Source organism: Aquitalea sp. (assembly GCF_030150775.1).
Taxonomy (GTDB): Bacteria; Pseudomonadota; Gammaproteobacteria; order Burkholderiales; family Chromobacteriaceae; genus Aquitalea; species Aquitalea denitrificans.
Genome location: NZ_JASLFG010000023.1, coordinates 21,225 through 37,685 on the forward strand (window position 1 = coordinate 21,225; position 16,461 = coordinate 37,685).

The following is a 16,461-nucleotide window of genomic DNA, read 5'->3' on the forward strand; positions in this document are numbered from 1 at the left end:
ACTGCCTACCCCTTATTTTGCAAGCGGACCGAAGCGTTGCTCCAGCCCCTGAAAAACGGCTTCTTCCAGCACATTCCAGCGCTGTCCATCACGGGATGACGCAGCGCGAGCCATCCATTGCTGCGCCACGTCATCCCGCTTGTTTTTAATGGCCGCCACAGTCAGCAGGCCCCAGGCGTAATCCAGCACCTCGGCATCCTGCAGCAACCAGGGCAGCCCCTCACCAGCCAACCAGTCATCGTATGTGCGCTGTCCGCGTGGCAGCTGCATGCCGGCCATCAGCGGAAACAGCTGCGCCGCAGTACGCGGATAGAATGCAGCAGCCGGCTCCCCGTGCGAGGCGGTGCGCCACACCCGCCGCCGGGCATCCCAGAACACCTTGCCGACAGCAAGCTCCAGTTGACGGGCCAGCCTGCAGCTTTTTCCGCCGTGCTGGCAGTCATCGCGCAGCGCTTCGTACACCTCGGCGTTGTCCATCAGGTAGCCGACATCCGCCCCGCGCGCATAGTGATAGATACCGGCGGGCTGAACACGCAGCTGCAGCAAATCAGCCCGCGCCTGCCGCAACGACTGCTGCAGCTCGGGCGACATGCCGGCACTGTCGCCATGCACGCGGTACAGCAGCGAGATCCACAAGGCCAGCGAGGAGTCGTCGGCATCGGCATTGGCCAAGCGCTTCCAGCCGCCACCGGGCTGTGCGACAAAGCGGGGAAAACTGCCACCCGCCTCTCGCCGTGGCAGCAGCCAGGCAATCCAGGCCTCGGCAGCCGGCTTGACCGGCAAGCCCATCTCATCGGCAAGCAGCAGGGCTTTCATGGCAAAGTACGGATCGACCAGATCGCCATCGATCTGCAAGCGAATGGCACCATCTGCCGACTGATAGGCATGCAGGTCGATGGCCTCACGCGCCATACCGCAACCCGCCCAAAGCGCCAGCAACAGACTGGCCAGCCAATGCCACTTACACCCCGCTGGCACGCTCATGCCGAATGGCCCCACGCGAACGTGCCCACACCGTGCCATGCACCAGCATGGGCAATTTGAGACGAATGGAACTGGAAGAGACGCTGATCGGGCTATCGGTACTGCCCAGCACGCAGCGGCTACCGAGATAGACAAAACGTTCCGCCACCACCGGCCCCAGCAAAACGCAGTCGCTCAGACAGGAAACCGACATATCGGACACCATGGAGCCTTCCACGGTCACCGCATTGCCCACATGCACATTGCCACTGGCTTTGACGCTGCCCTGTATGTAGCAGCCATGGCCAATCTTGAGCGTGCCATGCACCACCAGATGGCCACTGATAAAACTGTGATCAGGCAGGGAAAGATTACCCTCCACGACCACACGCCGGATGTCGTCATTGAAAAATATCGTATGTTCCAGCTGCAGAATATCGAAGACACGGTACGGCCCCATGGCCGAGACCCGCTGCCATGGCTTGCCCATTCGAATGGTTGCGGCCTGGATGCGCTGAAAGCTGGCCGGGCCGGCAAAGCACATTTCCTGCTGGGCCACCATGCGTCCGAACAGGGTGGCATTACGGCCGATCAGCATATTGCGGGCACTGGCCCAGCGCACCACGGAGTTCTGCTCCCCCAGAACCAGATCGCCTTCTGCCAGAATGCTGCGCAGGATTACGCTGCCTCTGGTTTCCACGTCACCGGCGCAGTAAACCTCTTTCAGGCAGCTGAAATCAGCCGGGATAGCAAGCCCGGCAGTGGCCAGAACTTCTTCTTCTACCTTCTTTTCCAGCAGGGGACTCCATGCTGACAGGCGCGAATTCCAGTAATTCTGTAATTGATTCAGCAAACCATGGCTTTCCAGGTATTTGCGATAGTTCTCGGCAAAGACATTGGAAGAGCCGGTATGCAGCCGATTGATACCCAGCGAGGTAACGTCGGTCTTGCGCACCAGTTCCAGCATGGCAGGCAGCAGTGGCAGCAGCATCAGCGACAACACGCCAATCACAAATATCAACAGCATCATTTAGCCTGCCCCCGGTAGCGCTTGGTCTTGTCCCAGTGCAGGTTTTGCGTCTTGCGGAAGGGTTCGATAATGAATTGCAAGATGGTGGCATGCGAGATGGTCACCAGGCTGACAATGAAACCGAAGATGGAAAACGGCAGAATGCGCAGCCGGTTACCACTGCCATCCAGATAGCAGGCGGTACCAATTTCAAAGAAGGCGGCAAAATTGCCCATGGCGCTGTAACACACCAGACCCAGGATCAGGAAAAAGCCCGGAGATGGCAGCACGCTGTCGAAATAGAACAGGATCAGGGTAATCAGCCAGCCCACCAGCAAAAACGGGGACATGGCATAGGTACCCAGCAATAGCAGACCATCCGATTTTTCGCGAAAAGGCACGCCCTTGGTACGCAGCAAGCGGCCTACGTGACGCGCCAGCGCCTGATTGTGGCCACGCGTCCAGCGCATCAGCTGGCGGATACGTACCGGCCAGCTTTCCGGCACTTCCTCATAGCATTCGGAACGGTTGGTATACGCTGTCAGCCAGCCACCTATCAGCAGGCGGTAGGTCAGGTCGGTATCCTCGGCCAGCACATCATCATGCCAACCACCCACGCTCTCCAGCGCGGCCACGCGAATGCCGCCCACGGTTCCACCATACTGCGGCACCAGCTTCATGTTCATCCGCGCCTGCTGGTCCACCTGATAACCACCGGCCCGCTCCATGTCCAGCATGCGGGTCAGCAGATTGGCACCGGCATTAAGCGGTACCACCCGGCCCATCACCGCACCCACTTCCGGGTCGAAGAACGGAGCCACCAATTGCTTGAGCAAGCCGCGACCCGGCACATAGTCGGCATCGAACACGATGAAAATATCGGTATCGATCATGGCCGTAGCATCTTTCAGCGCGGCTGCCTTGCCCGGTTTACCCTCGCTGCGATGAAAAGGCCGGATGATGTCAGGTCGGCGCGCGGCAATCTGGTCGATGATTTCCCGCGTGCCATCACTGGACCGGTCGTTGACCGGCATGATGATCATGCGCCCGTCCGGATAATCGGACTCCAGCAAGGCCTCCATCGCATCGGCAATTACCGCTTCTTCGTTGTGCGCGGCAATGAACACCGTCACGCGCGGCCACTCGGCAGTCTCGATATCCAGATAGGGATGGCGCTGTTTGCCAAACAGTCGGTTCAGGGTAAACGCCATGTGACGCACGGCATACACCATGATGAAGGCTACGATCACATACAGGATGATGGCCAGCACGCGCAGGAACCACAGCGCTGGTGCCGACTGCTGCGAACGGTGCGGCGGATCATCCAGCTGATTGGTACTGCTGCGAGACTCCTCGATCTGCTGGCGGATCACAGCCTGCGTCTGACGCAGGGCCGCCTCACTGGCTGCCCCTTTGAGGTGTACGGTCGGGCTGTGATGCATCTGGACCGCAGGAACGCTGGCCTGCGCTGGCAAATCAGCCTTGTCTTCAATCGGCAGCGCCGCCAGGGCCGCCTGCGACTGATTGACTGCAGCAGCTGCCGGCTTGGCCGCCAGCACATGGCCAGCGCCCCCCAGCATCAACAGCATAGTCAGCAATCCGGCTTTGGCTGCGCGGCAATAATCAAACCGCAGCGACAAGGGATGCCTCCGTCGCCATCTCATGCCGCAATTGCGGCAGCGACGCCAGAATGCTGGCAATGCGACGACCCGCCGAACCATCGCCATACGGGCTGTGCGCCTGCGACATATTGGCGTACACCATGGCATCATCCAGCAGTTCGCTGGCGCAGCGCACGATGTTCTCAGCCTCGGTCCCTACCAGTCGTGCCACGCCGGCAGCCAGCGCTTCGGGGCGCTCGGTGGTGTCGCGCGTCACCAGTACCGGTTTGCCCAGCGCCGGGGCCTCCTCTTGAATACCACCCGAGTCGGTGATGATCAGGTGGCAACGGTTCATCAGGTAGACAAAAGGCAGGTATTCCTGCGGCTCTATCAGGTGAATGTTGGAGACACGGGACAGCAGCTCGAATACCGGCTTGCGTACATTGGGATTCAGATGTACCGGATAAACGATATCCACATCAGGGTAGCGCTGGGCCAGTTTAAGCAGGCCATTGCAGAAGCTGGCAAATTTATCGCCGAAATTTTCGCGCCGATGGCCGGTTACCAGAATCATGCGCGCATCTGTACGAATGAAGGAAAAGGTTTGCTCCATGTCGGCGCGCAGGCTGGCGTTTTTCTCCAGCTTGTCTACCGCCAGCAGCAGGGTATCCACCACGCTGTTGCCGGTAATGAAGATGCGGGAAGGATCGATTTTTTCGGCATACAAATTGCGGCAGGATTCTTCAGTCGGCGCAAAGTACCAGCTGGTCAGCGTATCGGTTACCCGGCGATTCATCTCCTCCGGCCACGGCGAGTAAAGATCGCCGGTACGCAGGCCGGCCTCGACATGGCCGATGGGAACCTTGCGGTAGAACGCCGCCAGGCTGGCCCCCAGCGTGGTGGCAGTATCACCATGCACCAGCACCACGTCCGGTCTTTCCTGCTCCAGCACCTTGTCGATGCCTTCGATCAGCCGCGCGGTCAGCGATGCCAGGCTTTGCCCCTGCTGCATCAGCTGCAGATCGAAATCCGGCTCGACCTCAAAGAAATCCAGAACCTGATCCAGCATTTCCCGGTGCTGGCCGGTTACACATACCCGCGATTCAATATTGGGAAAACTCGCCAACGCCTGAATTACCGGCACCATTTTCACGGCCTCCGGCCGTGTCCCGAACACAGTCAAAACCTTGATCACATCACTACCCCGTTTGCATGATTCTTTGTCTACACAAATTGTGCACGTTGTTTTTTACTGATGCGCACAAACTGCCTGCCCGGCCGCTTACGGTCACGCCAGGCCTGTTTGCCTGCGTGCCGATTATCATTTTTTCTCTGTCGCCTCTTGGAAAGCCACCCTGAAAAGGCATGGCATCTCACTCTGAGCTCGGCATGAATTTTTCGCTATTTTATTCGCACAATGTTTATTTTTCTAAAGAAAAGTAAACATAAAATATGTGTTTAAAAATAACGCATTATTTTTAAATTTATCAGAACAAGTCCTGAGAATAATAAAGCCCCGTCACTTTACCTGATGACATCTACATTTACAACACTATTCATCATCATTTTAAACATCAACATGAGCAATGCGTAAAAAAAGGGCTTGCGCCCCTTTACACTTCCAACCAGACCTCAGCTCGACATCATGCCGAATCCCCGCCTGTGCCCGCGCGACAGCTGCAGCAGCGCCCCCGGCGGAAGGAAAGCAGGGCAACATCAGGTCGCTTCGCCCTGCACCGGGCACTCCAGCAGGCGCAAATCCACCGTCGCATCCGGCATCATCTGCAGCAAACCATCCCGCAAAGCATGGCCCGCCTCCAGCAATGCCGACAGAGGCATGACCGGCAAGCTTTCCAGAATGAACCACATGCGGCTGGCGCTGGCATCCAGCCGGGTACGCACCCCCTGGCGCCAATTCCAGCGCCGGCAAGTGACACCGGCATCATCGCACCACACCACCTCACCGGCTTCCGGCGGCTCATTCACCGGCAGGCCCTGTTTCATGGTGTCAAATGCTTCGCTGCCATCTGCCCGCAGCAGTCTTGGCGCACCGATATAGGCCGCGAAGTTTTCTCCTCCCACCGGTACGGCATAACGCAGGCTGATGGCATTGTACAAATCGACCAGCGGGTCGATGGCATCCATGCCGCCATCCCGCAGCACCCGCTTGCGCAAGGCCTCTGCCGAACAGGGTGTGCGTTGTGGCTTGGCCCCAAAAGCACGGAACGTGTCTGCCCACGCTGCCAGATGAGCCTCTGCCCAGAACGGGCCCCCGGCCTGCACATGGCGACAAGCATCTTCCAGCATGGCAGGCGCGACATCTGGCCGCACAATGGCGGCGGCCTCCACGCTGAGACTCAGCGCTCTGAAACCAGGTGCAAGCGTGGCAATGGCGGGATGAATTGACGGCTGAACGAGGAACATTGCAGAATCCTATATTGACTGTTTCATTCCATGATAGTGACCAATGACCAATAAAGTCAATATATCGACCGACAGCGGTTCCGATGTGCACCAAGTCAGCGCCGCGGTGGCAGCGCAGCTAAAACAACACCGTAAAGACCGCAAGCTGTCGCTGGACGAGCTCTCGCGTCGCTCCGGCGTCAGCAAGGGCATGCTGGTGGAAATTGAAAAAGGCAGTGCCAACCCCAGCATTGCCATTCTGTGCAAGCTGGCGGCCACACTGGGGGTGTCGGTGGCAGACATCGTTAATGTTGCCAAAACCCCAGCCGTACACCTGATCAGGCCAGATGAAATTCCCGTACTGTGGCACGGCCCGGCAGGCGGCAGCGCACGGCTGCTGGCAGGCAGCAGTGGCCCGGACATGGTGGAACTGTGGCACTGGGAAATGCAACCTGGCGAACTGTTTGCATCACCCGGCCATGGCGCGGGGACGGTGGAGCTGTTTCATGTAGCAGAAGGCGAGCTGACACTCAAGGTGGGCGAGCAGGAACTGCAGATTCCAGCCGGCAGCGCCGCCGTGGCCAGCACCGCCGAGCCGCACCACTATGCCAACCACACTTCGGCACGGGTGGTGTTCAGCATGACGGTGGCCGAGCCAGGCCAACACTGAGCCACACTCACCCTTTAGTATTCCACTGCAATATTTGCATGGCTGATGTCGGGAAAATGTCCTTTACTGGTGATAAGTGCAGTAGACGGATATAACAATTTCCCGGCGGAGCCGCAGCCATGCATTTTCTCGACAATATCAGCCTGACCAAGAAATTTCTCGTCAACTTCCTGTTAAGCGGTGGCGTACTCATTGCCGCCATCCTGTTCTGCATCTGGCAGATCAAGGCCGTTGGCCACGAAACCCACGAAATTGCCAAAAACTGGTTGCCTTCAGTGCAGTCTGTTGGTGAAATCAGCCAGCTGCGCTTGCGCTACCGGGTGCGCAGCCTGGAATACATGCTGCCCAATACCCCAGCCGAGCGCAGCAAGATGGAAAGCTCGATGAGCGAGCTGGACAAGCAACTGCAGGATGCATTCAAGCGCTACGAATCGCAGCTCAGCTCGGATGAGGAAAAGGCTGCCTACCTGCAGGCGCTGGCCGCAGCGGCCGCCTATCGCGCTGCGGTGGACAAGGCCGTCGGGCTGATCAAGGCTGGCAAGGAAGACGAAGCCCAGGCCTTACGCAAGGGCGAGTGGGTGAAAAAAGCCAATAGCCTGCGCGACCTCACCGATTCGCTCATCAAACTCAATGCCGAAGGCGCACGCCAGGCGGCGGAACGGGCTGACCACAGCGTGACCGCCGGCGTGGCCGGCGGCACCGTGGCGCTGATTGCCGGCGTTGTCCTGTCGCTGGCGCTGTCGCTGATTGTGGCGCGGCGCATTGCCAGCCGGCTGGACAATACGGTGGATGCCGCCCGCCGCATTGCCAGTGGCGACTTGCGCGGCACACTGCCACCGGCCAGCCAGGACGAGGTAGGCAAGCTGATCGTGGCCATGGGAAACATGCAATCTGCCCTGCGCGATGCCATGCAGGATTCACGCCGCAATGCCGAGGTTTTGCTGGAATCCTCGCGCCAGCTTAACCGTTCGGTACAGCAGATGGAGCAATCGGCCAGCCTGCAAAGCCAGGCCGCATCGGCCATTGCCGCCAATACCGAACAGCTTACCGTTTCCATCAACCATGTTGCCGACGGCACAGCCGAGGCCGCCAGCCTGAGCGCATCGTCCGACCAGCAGGCAGCCAATGGCCTGGATTCGCTACGCTCCCTGGTGAGTCAAATCAATGACATCTCGCTGGTGGTTGGCACCGCCGCCGAGCGCATTGCCCGCCTGCAAACCGAATCGGCGCAGATTTCCTCCATCGTAGCGGTAATCAAGGATATTGCCGACCAGACCAACCTGCTGGCGCTCAATGCCGCCATTGAAGCCGCCCGCGCCGGCGAACAGGGCCGCGGTTTTGCCGTAGTGGCCGACGAGGTGCGCAAGCTGTCGGAGCGCACCGCGCAGTCCACCAATGAAATCGTCAAGATGGTGGCCTCCATCCAGCAATCCACCGTGGATGTTGTTAATGGCGTGGATCAGGGCGTACAGCTGGTGGCCAGCAGCGTAAGCAATGCCAATGCCGCCGGCGGCACCGTATCTACCCTGCGTGATAGCGCCCGCCATGTGGCCGGCATTGTGGACGAACTGAATACCGCGCTACGTGAACAGGCGGCAGCGGCAACGGAAGTGGCACAGAAAATCGAAACCATCGTGCAGCATGCCGAAGAAGCCAGTGCCACCGCCCACAACACCGCGCAATCTGCCGATGCGGTGGAACGCATTGCCGTGGACATGGAAAAGCTGGTCGCCCGCTTCCAGGTGTGACTGGCTATAAAAAAACGGCCACGCCTTGCCGCGTGGCCGTTTTGTATTCTGGTGTGATACGCCTGCCGTTTACTGCTCCTTGAACATCTGCTTGATGCCACGCAGCGCCTGGCGGATGCGCGCCTCGTTTTCAATCAGGGCAAAACGGACATACTCGTCACCCTGGTCACCAAAACCGATGCCGGGCGATACGCACACCTTGGCCTTTTCCAGCATCAGGCGGGCGAACTCCAGCGAACCCAGGTCGCGCCATTGTTCCGGAATGCGCGCCCAGATATACATGGAGGCCTTGGGGCATTCCACCTCCCAGCCGATTTCATTCAGCCCCTTCACCAACACGTCGCGGCGCTGCTGGTATTTGGCCGCAATATCACGTACGCATTGCTGATCGCCTTCCAGCGCGGCAATGGCAGCCACTTGCAGCGGGGTGAAGGTGCCGTAATCGTGGTAGCTCTTCATGCGCGCCAGCGCGGCCACCAGGTCGGGGTTGCCCACCATGAAACCGATGCGCCAGCCCGCCATGTTATAGCTCTTGCTGAGGGTGAAGAACTCGACGGCAATGTCCTTGGCACCCGGAACCTGCATGATGGACGGCGCTTTCCAGCCATCAAACACGATGTCGGCATAGGCCAGGTCATGCACCACAAAGATGTCGTGCTTCTTGGCCAGCGCAATCACTTTTTCGAAGAAATCCAGCTCCACGCACTGCGCAGTGGGATTCGACGGAAAACCCAGCACCATCATCTTGGGCTTGGGGTAGCTGCCGCGAATGGCCTTTTCCAGCTCGGCAAAAAAGTCGATGCCGGGCACCAGCGGCACCGAGCGAATCTGCGCCCCGGCAATCACCGCGCCGTAAATGTGGATGGGGTAACTGGGGTCCGGCACCAGCACGGTGTCGCCGCCATCCAGCGTGGCCAGCATCAGGTGGGCCAGGCCCTCCTTGGAACCGATGGTGACAATCGCCTCGCTGTTGGGGTCGATGTCCACCGCATAGCGGTCCTTGTACCAGCGGGAAATGGCGCGGCGCAGGCGCGGAATGCCCTTGGAGGCGGAATAACCGTGGGTATCCGGACGTTGCGACACCTCGTTGAGCTTGGCCACGATATGCGGCGGCGTAGCACCATCGGGGTTGCCCATGCTCAGGTCGATGATGTCCTCGCCGCGCTGTCTGGCAGCCAGTTTCAGTTCGGCGGTGATATTGAATACATAGGGAGGGAGACGATCGATGCGCGCAAAGCGGCGCTTGCCTGCAGAAGAAGCCATGTGAACCTTTCACGTAAGCGCCCGGAACCGTCCGAGCGACGTTGCCCATGAGGGGCTGACATGATCCTAGTCCGCCTTGCTGCGGCGCACAAGGTTTTTTTGCCAGCGGCACTTGTCCCACCCGACCCGCCAGCTGCAGCACTACCGACATCAGCCGATTGCCCATTCCCCAGAAGGATTATTTCTGCGCGCTATATAACAGGGTATATTACGACCTGATACCTTAAGACTGGAGCTCATCCATGAAAGCAAGGCTGATTGCCCTTTCCCTGTGCAGCATGGCGCTGGCAGGCAACACGCTGGCCGGGGAAATCACCGTTTCCGCCGCTGCCAGCCTTACCAACGCCTTCAAGGACATCGCCCAAGGCTTTGAGGCGAAAAACCCCGGCAGCAAGGTCAACTTCAACTTTGCCGCTTCCGGTGCCTTGCTGCAGCAAATGGCCAAGGGTGCGCCGGTAGATGTGTTTGCCTCGGCCGATCAGGAAACCATGGACAGCGCAGTCAAGCAGAAGTTGGTCAACAGTGCCGACCGCAAGGATTTTGCCCGCAATGCGCTGGTGGTCATCGTTCCTGCCGACAGCAAGCTGAAACTGCAGCAGTTGTCCGACCTGCAACAGGCTGCCATCAAGCATGTGGCTCTGGGTATTCCGGCCAGCGTGCCGGTGGGCCGCTATGCCAAGCATGCGCTGGAAACCGCCCGTTTGTGGCCGGCAGTGGAAGCCAAGGCCATCAATACCCAGAACGTACGCCAGTCGCTGGACTATGTTGCCCGCGGCGAGGTGGAAGCCGGCTTTGTCTACCAGACTGACGCCGCCATCATGCCGGACAAGGTAAAAGTGGCGTTTACCGTGCCGCTGGATGAAAGCATCAGCTACCCGGTTGCCCGCACTGCCACGGCGGCCAATGCCACCGAGGCGCAGCGCTTTGTCAGCTACCTGCTGTCCCCTGCCGCACAAGCCATTCTGAGCCGTTACGGATTCCACAAGCCCTGAATCATGCCTGACTGGATGAATGACCCGGCCTGGACTGCCCTGGGCCTATCGCTACGAGTGGCCGGTTTTGCCACTCTGCTCAACCTGCTGCTGGGAGTTGGCGTGGGGCTGCTACTGGCCCGTGGGCGCTTTCCCGGCCGCAACCTGCTGGACACTGTACTGACCCTGCCCATGGTGATGCCGCCCACCGTACTGGGCTACTACCTGCTCACCCTGCTGGGCCGGCGCGGCCCGCTGGGCGGCTGGTTGCTGGACAACTTCGGCATCAACCTGATCTTTACCTGGCAGGGCGCGGTGATTGCTGCTGCGCTGGTTGCCTTTCCGCTGGTATACAAACCGGCGCGCGCTGCATTCGAAGCTGTGGACGGCCAGCTGGAGCAGGCTGGCCGGGTGCTGGGCATTTCCGAAATCGGCATTTTCTTTCGCATCACCCTGCCCCTGGCCTGGCGCGGCATTCTGGCTGGCCTGCTGCTGGCCTTTGCCCGCGCGCTGGGCGAGTTTGGTGCCACGCTGATGGTGGCCGGCAGCATTCCCGGCAAGACACAAACCCTGTCCGTGGCCATCTACGAGGCAGTACAGGCCGGACAGGACGATAGCGCCAACCGGCTGGTGCTGGTGACTTCGGTAGTCTGCATACTGGTGTTGCTGCTAGCGGGCAAACTGGCCCCCGGCCGACTGGCGGAGCGCTAAGATGAACACACCACGCTTCGATCTGGCCATCCGCCATACCCTGTCCAGCGGCAGCCGCAGCTTCTCGCTGGATATCGCACTGCAAAGTGATTGCCAGCAACTGGTGGTCTATGGTCCGTCCGGCGCAGGCAAGAGCATGCTGCTCAAGGCCATCGCCGGTCTGCACCACCCCGCAGCCGGGCACATCCGGCTGGATGGCCGCAGCCTGTTCGATAGTACCCAAGGCATTTGCCTGAGTCCGCAGCAAAGACAGCTGGGCTATCTGTTTCAGGATTACGCGCTATTTCCGCACCTGAGCGTGCGCCAGAACATCGGTTTTGGCCTGCAGCGTGGCTGGCTCAACCCTGGGCGGCGACGCCAACTGGTGGCAGTGGATTACTGGCTCAATGCCTTTGGACTGGAAGCGCTGGCCGACCAGCTGCCGGCCACCCTATCCGGCGGCCAGCGTCAGCGTACCGCACTGGCGCGCGCACTGGTGGCAGAGCCACGGGCGCTGCTGCTGGACGAGCCGTTCTCGGCACTGGACCCAGCCTTGCGCCAGCAATTACGCAGCGAGCTTGCCGAACTGCTACAGCGGCTGTCCATTCCCATGCTGCTGATCACCCACGATGCCGAAGATGTGCGCGCCTTCGGCCAGCAAACCCTTTACCTGCAGGATGGCCGGCTTGGCCAGCCGCCTGCCGGCCTGACGGAGACTTCCCATGGATGATTTCCAACAGCAGCAAGCCTTCCGCCTGCTCACCCGCGCCATGCTGGGCGTATTGCGCAATGCGCAGGATGGCGAGCTGCCCCTGTATGCCTGGACACTGGGCCTGCCGCAGCAGGAACTGCTGGAGGTGCTGTCCGCCTGCGCGCCGGAGCTTGGCTGCATGGAGGCTCTGGCGGACGTGCAATACCAGCAGCTACTGTCACAGCGACCACCCCTGAACAAGGCCCTGCTGACCATGCTGCTGGCCAACCGTTCGGCAGCAGAAAACCCGCAACATGGCCGCTGGCTGGCACATGCCGTAGCAGTGGCCAGCCTGGGCAGCCGCCACCTGTGGCAGGACATGGGGCTATCGGGTCGTCACGAAGTAAACCAGCTGTTGCAGTACTACCTGTACCCGCTGTATGCGCGCAATCAGGGTGATATCAAGTGGAAACGCTTCCTGTATGCAGAGCTGGGCGAGCAACTGGGCCTCCCCGATCTCAAACCGCCGGAGTGCGGGCGCTGCCGCGAGCATGCCGCCTGCCTGCCCACACTTTCTGGACAGTAGACATGAAACAACCGGACATCACCTTACAAGGCGCATTATGGCTGAATCTGGCCGGGGAAAAATTCGGCAGTCCGCAGCATCTGGCCTTACTGGCGCAAATCGATGTCTGCGGTTCCATCAGCCAGGCGGCACGAGACATCAAGCTCAGCTACAAGGCTGCCTGGGATGCCATCGATCACATGAATAATCTGGCAGGAGAACCGCTGGTGGAACGTCTGTCCGGCGGCAAGGGCGGTGGCGGCACCCGCCTGACAGCACGCGGGCGGCAGCTAGTGGAAAACTATCAAATCATCGAGCGGGAACATCAGCAATTCCTGCGTAACCTGCAGCGCCAGGCCAGCGGCATGGCCGACGATCTGCTGCTTTTGGGAGGCATGAGCATGAAAACCAGTGCGCGCAACCAGTTTATGGGCAAGGTCATCGCCATCAAGACCGGCGCAGTAAATGATGAAGTGGAGCTGGAAATCACCGACGGCCTGCGGCTGGTGGCCGTAGTTACCCGTGACAGCGTACTTAATCTGGGACTGGAGCCCGGGGTCACCGCCTATGCGCTGATCAAGGCTTCATCGGTGATTGTCGGCACCGAAGACGATGACATCCGCCTATCGGCGCGCAATCAGCTGCGCGGCACGGTCAGCCGGCTGATTGCGGGTGCAGTCAATAGCGAGGTGGTTATCGAAGTGGCCACCGGCGTCAGCATTGCCGCCATCATCACTAATGGCAGCGCCGTGGAAATGGGCTTGCAGACCGGCAGCCGCGCCACCGCCATTTTCAAGGCATCCAGTGTGATTCTGGGGGTGCCGGGCTAAGCGCCCCCGCGCTGATAAAACAACAGGCCCATGCCATTGCAGCATGGGCCTTGCCATGTTTGGGGAATCGCAGCGTCAGACTTCCCAGTGTTCCTTTTCCCGCCCGCCGGAGCCGGGATTGAGCTTTTCGTGCAGACGGCGCAGCTGCTCCGGCTCACCACGCACACGGAACCAGCAGCCTTCCTCATCCGCCCGCTCTTCCAGCACCTGGCAGTGGCTGTAGATTTCACCGCGCAATTGCTGGACCGACCACGGCAGCAGGATTTCATCCTCGGTCAGATCCTGCTGGAAGAAAGCCACGATGCGCGCACGCAAGGCGGAAACATCGTCCGGGCGACGCGCGCTCATCACCACACAACCGGGGTAGCGCTGTTCCAGCTCGGCCCGCCATGCGCTTTCGTCTGCCACATGGTCGATCTTGTTGAACACGCGGATACGCGGTACTTCATCTGCACCGATTTCCTGCAATACGGTGTCGGTCACTTCCAGCTGGCGTTCAAAGCCAGGGTCGCTGGCGTCGATCACATGCAGTAGCAAACCGGCATCCAGCGCTTCTTCCAGCGTGGATTTGAACGAAGCCACCAGGCCGTGCGGCAGGTTCTTGATGAAACCCACGGTATCGCTCACCAGCACGCGCGGCACGCTTTCCGGGTAGATGGCACGCACCGTGGTATCCAGGGTGGCAAACAGCTTGTTGGCCACCAGCACTTCGCTGCCGGTGAGCGCCCGCATCAGGGTGGACTTGCCGGCATTGGTGTAACCCACCAGCGACACCCCGGCCAGTCCCTGCCCCTGCCGTTCCAGACGGCGGGCACGCTGGGTCTTGCGTTCCAGTTCCATGGCCAGGATTTCACGTTGCAGTTCGGCAATGCGGTCGCGCACCTTGCGGCGGTCCAGCTCGGTATGCGATTCGCCCGAACCGCGGCCACCCATGCCGCTGCGCTGACGGCCTTGCGGACCGGCCAGCTTGGCCGCCTCGCGCAGGCGCGGTGCCATATAACCCAGCCGGGCAATTTCCACCTGCGCCTTGGCCGCGCGCGAACGAGCATTACGATGGAAGATTTCCAGAATCACCATGGTGCGGTCCATCACTTCGCAACCAACGGCCAGCTCCAGATTGCGCGCCTGGGACGGGGAAATTTCGTGATCCACCAGCAGCACATCAATCTCAATGGCGGACGGGTCCAGCTGCGGCGGCGCATCGGCCAGCTCGTCAGCGCGCAAACCGCGATTGACATACATGTGGATTTCTTCCAGCTTGCCCACCCCCAGATAGGCGGTACGGTCAAAGCCGTTACGCTTCTGCACAAAGGTATGCACCACCTGGAAACCCAGGGTCTTGGCCAGTTCGCTCAGCTCGGCCAGCGAGGAGGCAAATTCGATATCGCTGACTTCCGGCAATTGAACCGACGCCACGATGGCATATCTGGGTTTTTCTTTGACTTCTGTTTCTTCCATGAGCTGATTGCTTCACTTTACTTTGGCTGGCGAGCCCGGATTTTACCCTTAAACGTCCCCGCCTGCCGCCCAGATTGCAGCAAGCTTGACCCTGCAGGCTGACAGGCTGATACTGCGCGCCTCTGGCGGCTTTGCCGCTTCTTCCATTCTTCACGGTCTGCCCCCTCATGCCATTCACCTCCCTGGGCCTGCAGCCCGCGCTGGCCGATGCCGCCGCCGCTCAAGGCTATGCCACCCCCAGTGCCATCCAGCACGCCGCCATCCCCCTTATCCTGCAAGGGAGCGATGTGCTGGCCACCGCACAGACAGGATCGGGCAAGACCGCCGCCTACTGCCTGCCGCTGCTGCAGCAATGGCTGAGCGACCATGGCACCCCCCGCCGCCAGTTGCGCGGGCTGATTCTGCTGCCCACGCGGGAACTGGCCATCCAGGTGGGTGCTACCCTGCGCGAACTGGGCGACAGTCTGCCGCGCCATCCCAAGGTGGTGGTGGCTTATGGCGGCGTTTCCATTAATCCACAGATGATGGCCCTGCGCGGTGGTGCCGATATCGTGGTAGCCACGCCGGGGCGTTTGCTGGATTTGCTGCAGCACAATGCCCTGCGCCTGTCCGGCGTCAGCACCCTGGTACTGGACGAAGCCGATCGGCTGCTGGATCTGGGTTTTGCCGCCGAAATCGGCCAGCTGCTGGATTTGCTGCCGCCCTACCGGCAGAACCTGCTGTTTTCCGCCACCTTCCCCCTCGCCTTGCGCACACTGGCACAGCAGCTATTGCGTGAGCCACAAACTATCGACATCCCGGCCACGCCGGACAACACCCCGGCCATCCGCCAGCGTGCCATCGAAGTGGATGCAGCCCGCCGCACCATGCTGCTGCGCCATCTGCTGCAAAGCGAGAATCCGGAACGGGTGCTGGTATTTGTAGCCAGCCGCCACACGGCAGAGCGCGTCAGCGGCAAGCTGCAACAGGCCGGCATACGTGCGGCAGCCCTGCACAGCGACTGCAGCCAGAGCCAGCGGGGCCAAGCCCTGGCCGACTTCAAGTCTGCACAATTGCAGGTACTGATCGCTACCGATGTAGCGGCCCGTGGCATCGACATTGCCCGCCTGCCCATGGTGATCAATTACGACCTGCCGCGCTCGCCCGCTGACTATACCCATCGCATCGGCCGCACCGGTCGCGCAGGTGCCAGCGGCGTCGCCATCAGCTTTGTCTGCGCCGACAGCGCCGCCCATTTCCGCCTGATTGAAAAACGTCAACAGCAACAACTTGAACGTGAGCGCATTGCCGGTTTCGAACCGCAGAATGCACCCGTAGCAGCACCGCTGAGTGATGGCAACGGCGGCATCAAAGGCAAGCGCATGAGCAAGAAGGACAAGCTGCGGGCCGCACAAGCCATTCAGTCCTGACTGCAGCCCTGACCGCGGCTCCACATGGGGCTGGGCATCAAGCAACAATGACAATTGAGTTTGCGATTTCCAGCATGTTAATATCATTCAACCTGCCCGGAAGTCGCCAGCTCAAGCCTTTCCGGACCAAACCAGGTCAGCAAGAAACATTCCCCCACAGCAGCACAGCACAGTACGCCGGTATTGGAGC

Annotated in this window: 15 protein-coding genes; 8 read left to right on the top strand and 7 right to left on the bottom strand. The window is 60.3% G+C overall.

Features of this window, described 5'->3' with window-relative positions:
• Window positions 1-12 precede the first annotated feature (12 nt).
• From QVF59_RS06980 to QVF59_RS07000, 5 genes are all read right to left on the bottom strand, one after another.
• On the bottom strand, window positions 13-984 hold the full coding sequence (locus QVF59_RS06980; RefSeq protein WP_287878324.1) for a hypothetical protein: 972 nt from the start codon (window positions 982-984) through the stop codon (window positions 13-15).
• Window positions 962-1,993 (bottom strand): polymer-forming cytoskeletal protein, encoded by a 1,032-nt coding sequence (locus tag QVF59_RS06985; RefSeq protein ID WP_287878327.1) that lies wholly within the window; start codon window positions 1,991-1,993, stop codon window positions 962-964. The genes QVF59_RS06980 and QVF59_RS06985 overlap by 23 nt, the downstream gene beginning before the upstream one ends.
• Entirely contained in the window at window positions 1,990-3,561 is a 1,572-nt protein-coding gene (locus QVF59_RS06990) for a glycosyltransferase family 2 protein (protein WP_287878329.1), read from the bottom strand. Before QVF59_RS06990 ends, QVF59_RS06985 begins: the two co-directional genes overlap by 4 nt.
• A gap of 34 nt (window positions 3,562-3,595) precedes the next feature.
• Window positions 3,596-4,768 carry a non-hydrolyzing UDP-N-acetylglucosamine 2-epimerase gene (gene wecB / locus QVF59_RS06995; protein ID WP_353851332.1) on the bottom strand — a complete coding sequence of 391 codons (1,173 nt, stop codon included), beginning with the start codon at window positions 4,766-4,768 and terminating at the stop codon, window positions 3,596-3,598.
• Window positions 4,769-5,289: 521 nt separating this feature from the next.
• Window positions 5,290-5,997, bottom strand: a complete 708-nt coding sequence (locus tag QVF59_RS07000; RefSeq protein ID WP_287878331.1) for a B3/B4 domain-containing protein — start codon at window positions 5,995-5,997, stop codon at window positions 5,290-5,292.
• A gap of 43 nt (window positions 5,998-6,040) precedes the next feature.
• Here QVF59_RS07000 and QVF59_RS07005 point away from each other — a divergent pair, with 43 nt between their 5' ends.
• Together QVF59_RS07005 and QVF59_RS07010 are read left to right on the top strand one after the other, a co-directional pair.
• On the top strand, window positions 6,041-6,646 hold the full coding sequence (locus tag QVF59_RS07005) for a helix-turn-helix domain-containing protein (protein WP_287878333.1): 606 nt from the start codon (window positions 6,041-6,043) through the stop codon (window positions 6,644-6,646).
• 119 nt (window positions 6,647-6,765) lie between these two features.
• On the top strand, window positions 6,766-8,394 hold the full coding sequence (locus QVF59_RS07010) for a methyl-accepting chemotaxis protein (protein ID WP_287878334.1): 1,629 nt from the start codon (window positions 6,766-6,768) through the stop codon (window positions 8,392-8,394).
• A gap of 69 nt (window positions 8,395-8,463) precedes the next feature.
• Here QVF59_RS07010 and alaC read toward each other — a convergent pair whose 3' ends face one another.
• Entirely contained in the window at window positions 8,464-9,657 is a 1,194-nt protein-coding gene (gene alaC / locus QVF59_RS07015; RefSeq protein ID WP_287878336.1) for an alanine transaminase, read from the bottom strand.
• A gap of 242 nt (window positions 9,658-9,899) precedes the next feature.
• On the opposite strand from alaC, the gene modA reads away from it, so the two are divergent.
• From modA to QVF59_RS07040, 5 genes are read left to right on the top strand one after another with little or no spacing between them, the layout of a single operon-like run.
• Window positions 9,900-10,649 carry a molybdate ABC transporter substrate-binding protein gene (gene modA / locus QVF59_RS07020; protein ID WP_287878337.1) on the top strand — a complete coding sequence of 250 codons (750 nt, stop codon included), beginning with the start codon at window positions 9,900-9,902 and terminating at the stop codon, window positions 10,647-10,649.
• A gap of 3 nt (window positions 10,650-10,652) precedes the next feature.
• The gene (modB, locus tag QVF59_RS07025) at window positions 10,653-11,339 is read left to right on the top strand and encodes a molybdate ABC transporter permease subunit (protein ID WP_205677534.1); all 687 of its coding nucleotides are present in this window, start codon (window positions 10,653-10,655) and stop codon (window positions 11,337-11,339) included.
• A gap of 1 nt (window position 11,340) precedes the next feature.
• Window positions 11,341-12,048 carry an ATP-binding cassette domain-containing protein gene (locus QVF59_RS07030; RefSeq protein ID WP_287878341.1) on the top strand — a complete coding sequence of 236 codons (708 nt, stop codon included), beginning with the start codon at window positions 11,341-11,343 and terminating at the stop codon, window positions 12,046-12,048.
• The gene (locus tag QVF59_RS07035; RefSeq protein ID WP_159876639.1) at window positions 12,041-12,595 is read left to right on the top strand and encodes a nitrogen fixation protein NifQ; all 555 of its coding nucleotides are present in this window, start codon (window positions 12,041-12,043) and stop codon (window positions 12,593-12,595) included. Before QVF59_RS07030 ends, QVF59_RS07035 begins: the two co-directional genes overlap by 8 nt.
• 2 nt (window positions 12,596-12,597) lie before the next feature.
• Window positions 12,598-13,404, top strand: coding sequence for a TOBE domain-containing protein (locus QVF59_RS07040; RefSeq protein WP_159876636.1), 807 nt, complete (start codon window positions 12,598-12,600; stop codon window positions 13,402-13,404).
• Window positions 13,405-13,479: 75 nt separating this feature from the next.
• Here the strand turns inward: QVF59_RS07040 and hflX are convergent, their stop codons facing one another.
• Entirely contained in the window at window positions 13,480-14,862 is a 1,383-nt protein-coding gene (gene hflX / locus QVF59_RS07045) for a GTPase HflX (protein ID WP_287878347.1), read from the bottom strand.
• 167 nt (window positions 14,863-15,029) lie between these two features.
• Here hflX and QVF59_RS07050 point away from each other — a divergent pair, with 167 nt between their 5' ends.
• The gene (locus tag QVF59_RS07050; protein WP_287878349.1) at window positions 15,030-16,271 is read left to right on the top strand and encodes a DEAD/DEAH box helicase; all 1,242 of its coding nucleotides are present in this window, start codon (window positions 15,030-15,032) and stop codon (window positions 16,269-16,271) included.
• Window positions 16,272-16,461: the final 190 nt, after the last annotated feature.

Bases quoted from the DNA above. Each gene is read 5' to 3' on its own strand.
- QVF59_RS06985 (WP_287878327.1), bottom strand. From the start codon at position 1,993: ATGATGCTGTTGATATTTGTGATTGGCGTGTTGTCGCTGATGCTGCTG.
- modA (WP_287878337.1), top strand. From the start codon at position 9,900: ATGAAAGCAAGGCTGATTGCCCTTTCCCTGTGCAGCATGGCGCTGGCA.
- QVF59_RS06980 (WP_287878324.1), bottom strand. From the start codon at position 984: ATGAGCGTGCCAGCGGGGTGTAAGTGGCATTGGCTGGCCAGTCTGTTG.
- QVF59_RS07040 (WP_159876636.1), top strand. From the start codon at position 12,598: ATGAAACAACCGGACATCACCTTACAAGGCGCATTATGGCTGAATCTG.
- QVF59_RS07000 (WP_287878331.1), bottom strand. From the start codon at position 5,997: ATGTTCCTCGTTCAGCCGTCAATTCATCCCGCCATTGCCACGCTTGCA.
- QVF59_RS06990 (WP_287878329.1), bottom strand. From the start codon at position 3,561: ATGCTGTTGATGCTGGGGGGCGCTGGCCATGTGCTGGCGGCCAAGCCG.
- modB (WP_205677534.1), top strand. From the start codon at position 10,653: ATGCCTGACTGGATGAATGACCCGGCCTGGACTGCCCTGGGCCTATCG.
- hflX (WP_287878347.1), bottom strand. From the start codon at position 14,862: ATGGAAGAAACAGAAGTCAAAGAAAAACCCAGATATGCCATCGTGGCG.
- QVF59_RS07010 (WP_287878334.1), top strand. From the start codon at position 6,766: ATGCATTTTCTCGACAATATCAGCCTGACCAAGAAATTTCTCGTCAAC.
- QVF59_RS07005 (WP_287878333.1), top strand. From the start codon at position 6,041: ATGACCAATAAAGTCAATATATCGACCGACAGCGGTTCCGATGTGCAC.
- QVF59_RS07050 (WP_287878349.1), top strand. From the start codon at position 15,030: ATGCCATTCACCTCCCTGGGCCTGCAGCCCGCGCTGGCCGATGCCGCC.
- alaC (WP_287878336.1), bottom strand. From the start codon at position 9,657: ATGGCTTCTTCTGCAGGCAAGCGCCGCTTTGCGCGCATCGATCGTCTC.
- QVF59_RS07030 (WP_287878341.1), top strand. From the start codon at position 11,341: ATGAACACACCACGCTTCGATCTGGCCATCCGCCATACCCTGTCCAGC.
- QVF59_RS07035 (WP_159876639.1), top strand. From the start codon at position 12,041: ATGGATGATTTCCAACAGCAGCAAGCCTTCCGCCTGCTCACCCGCGCC.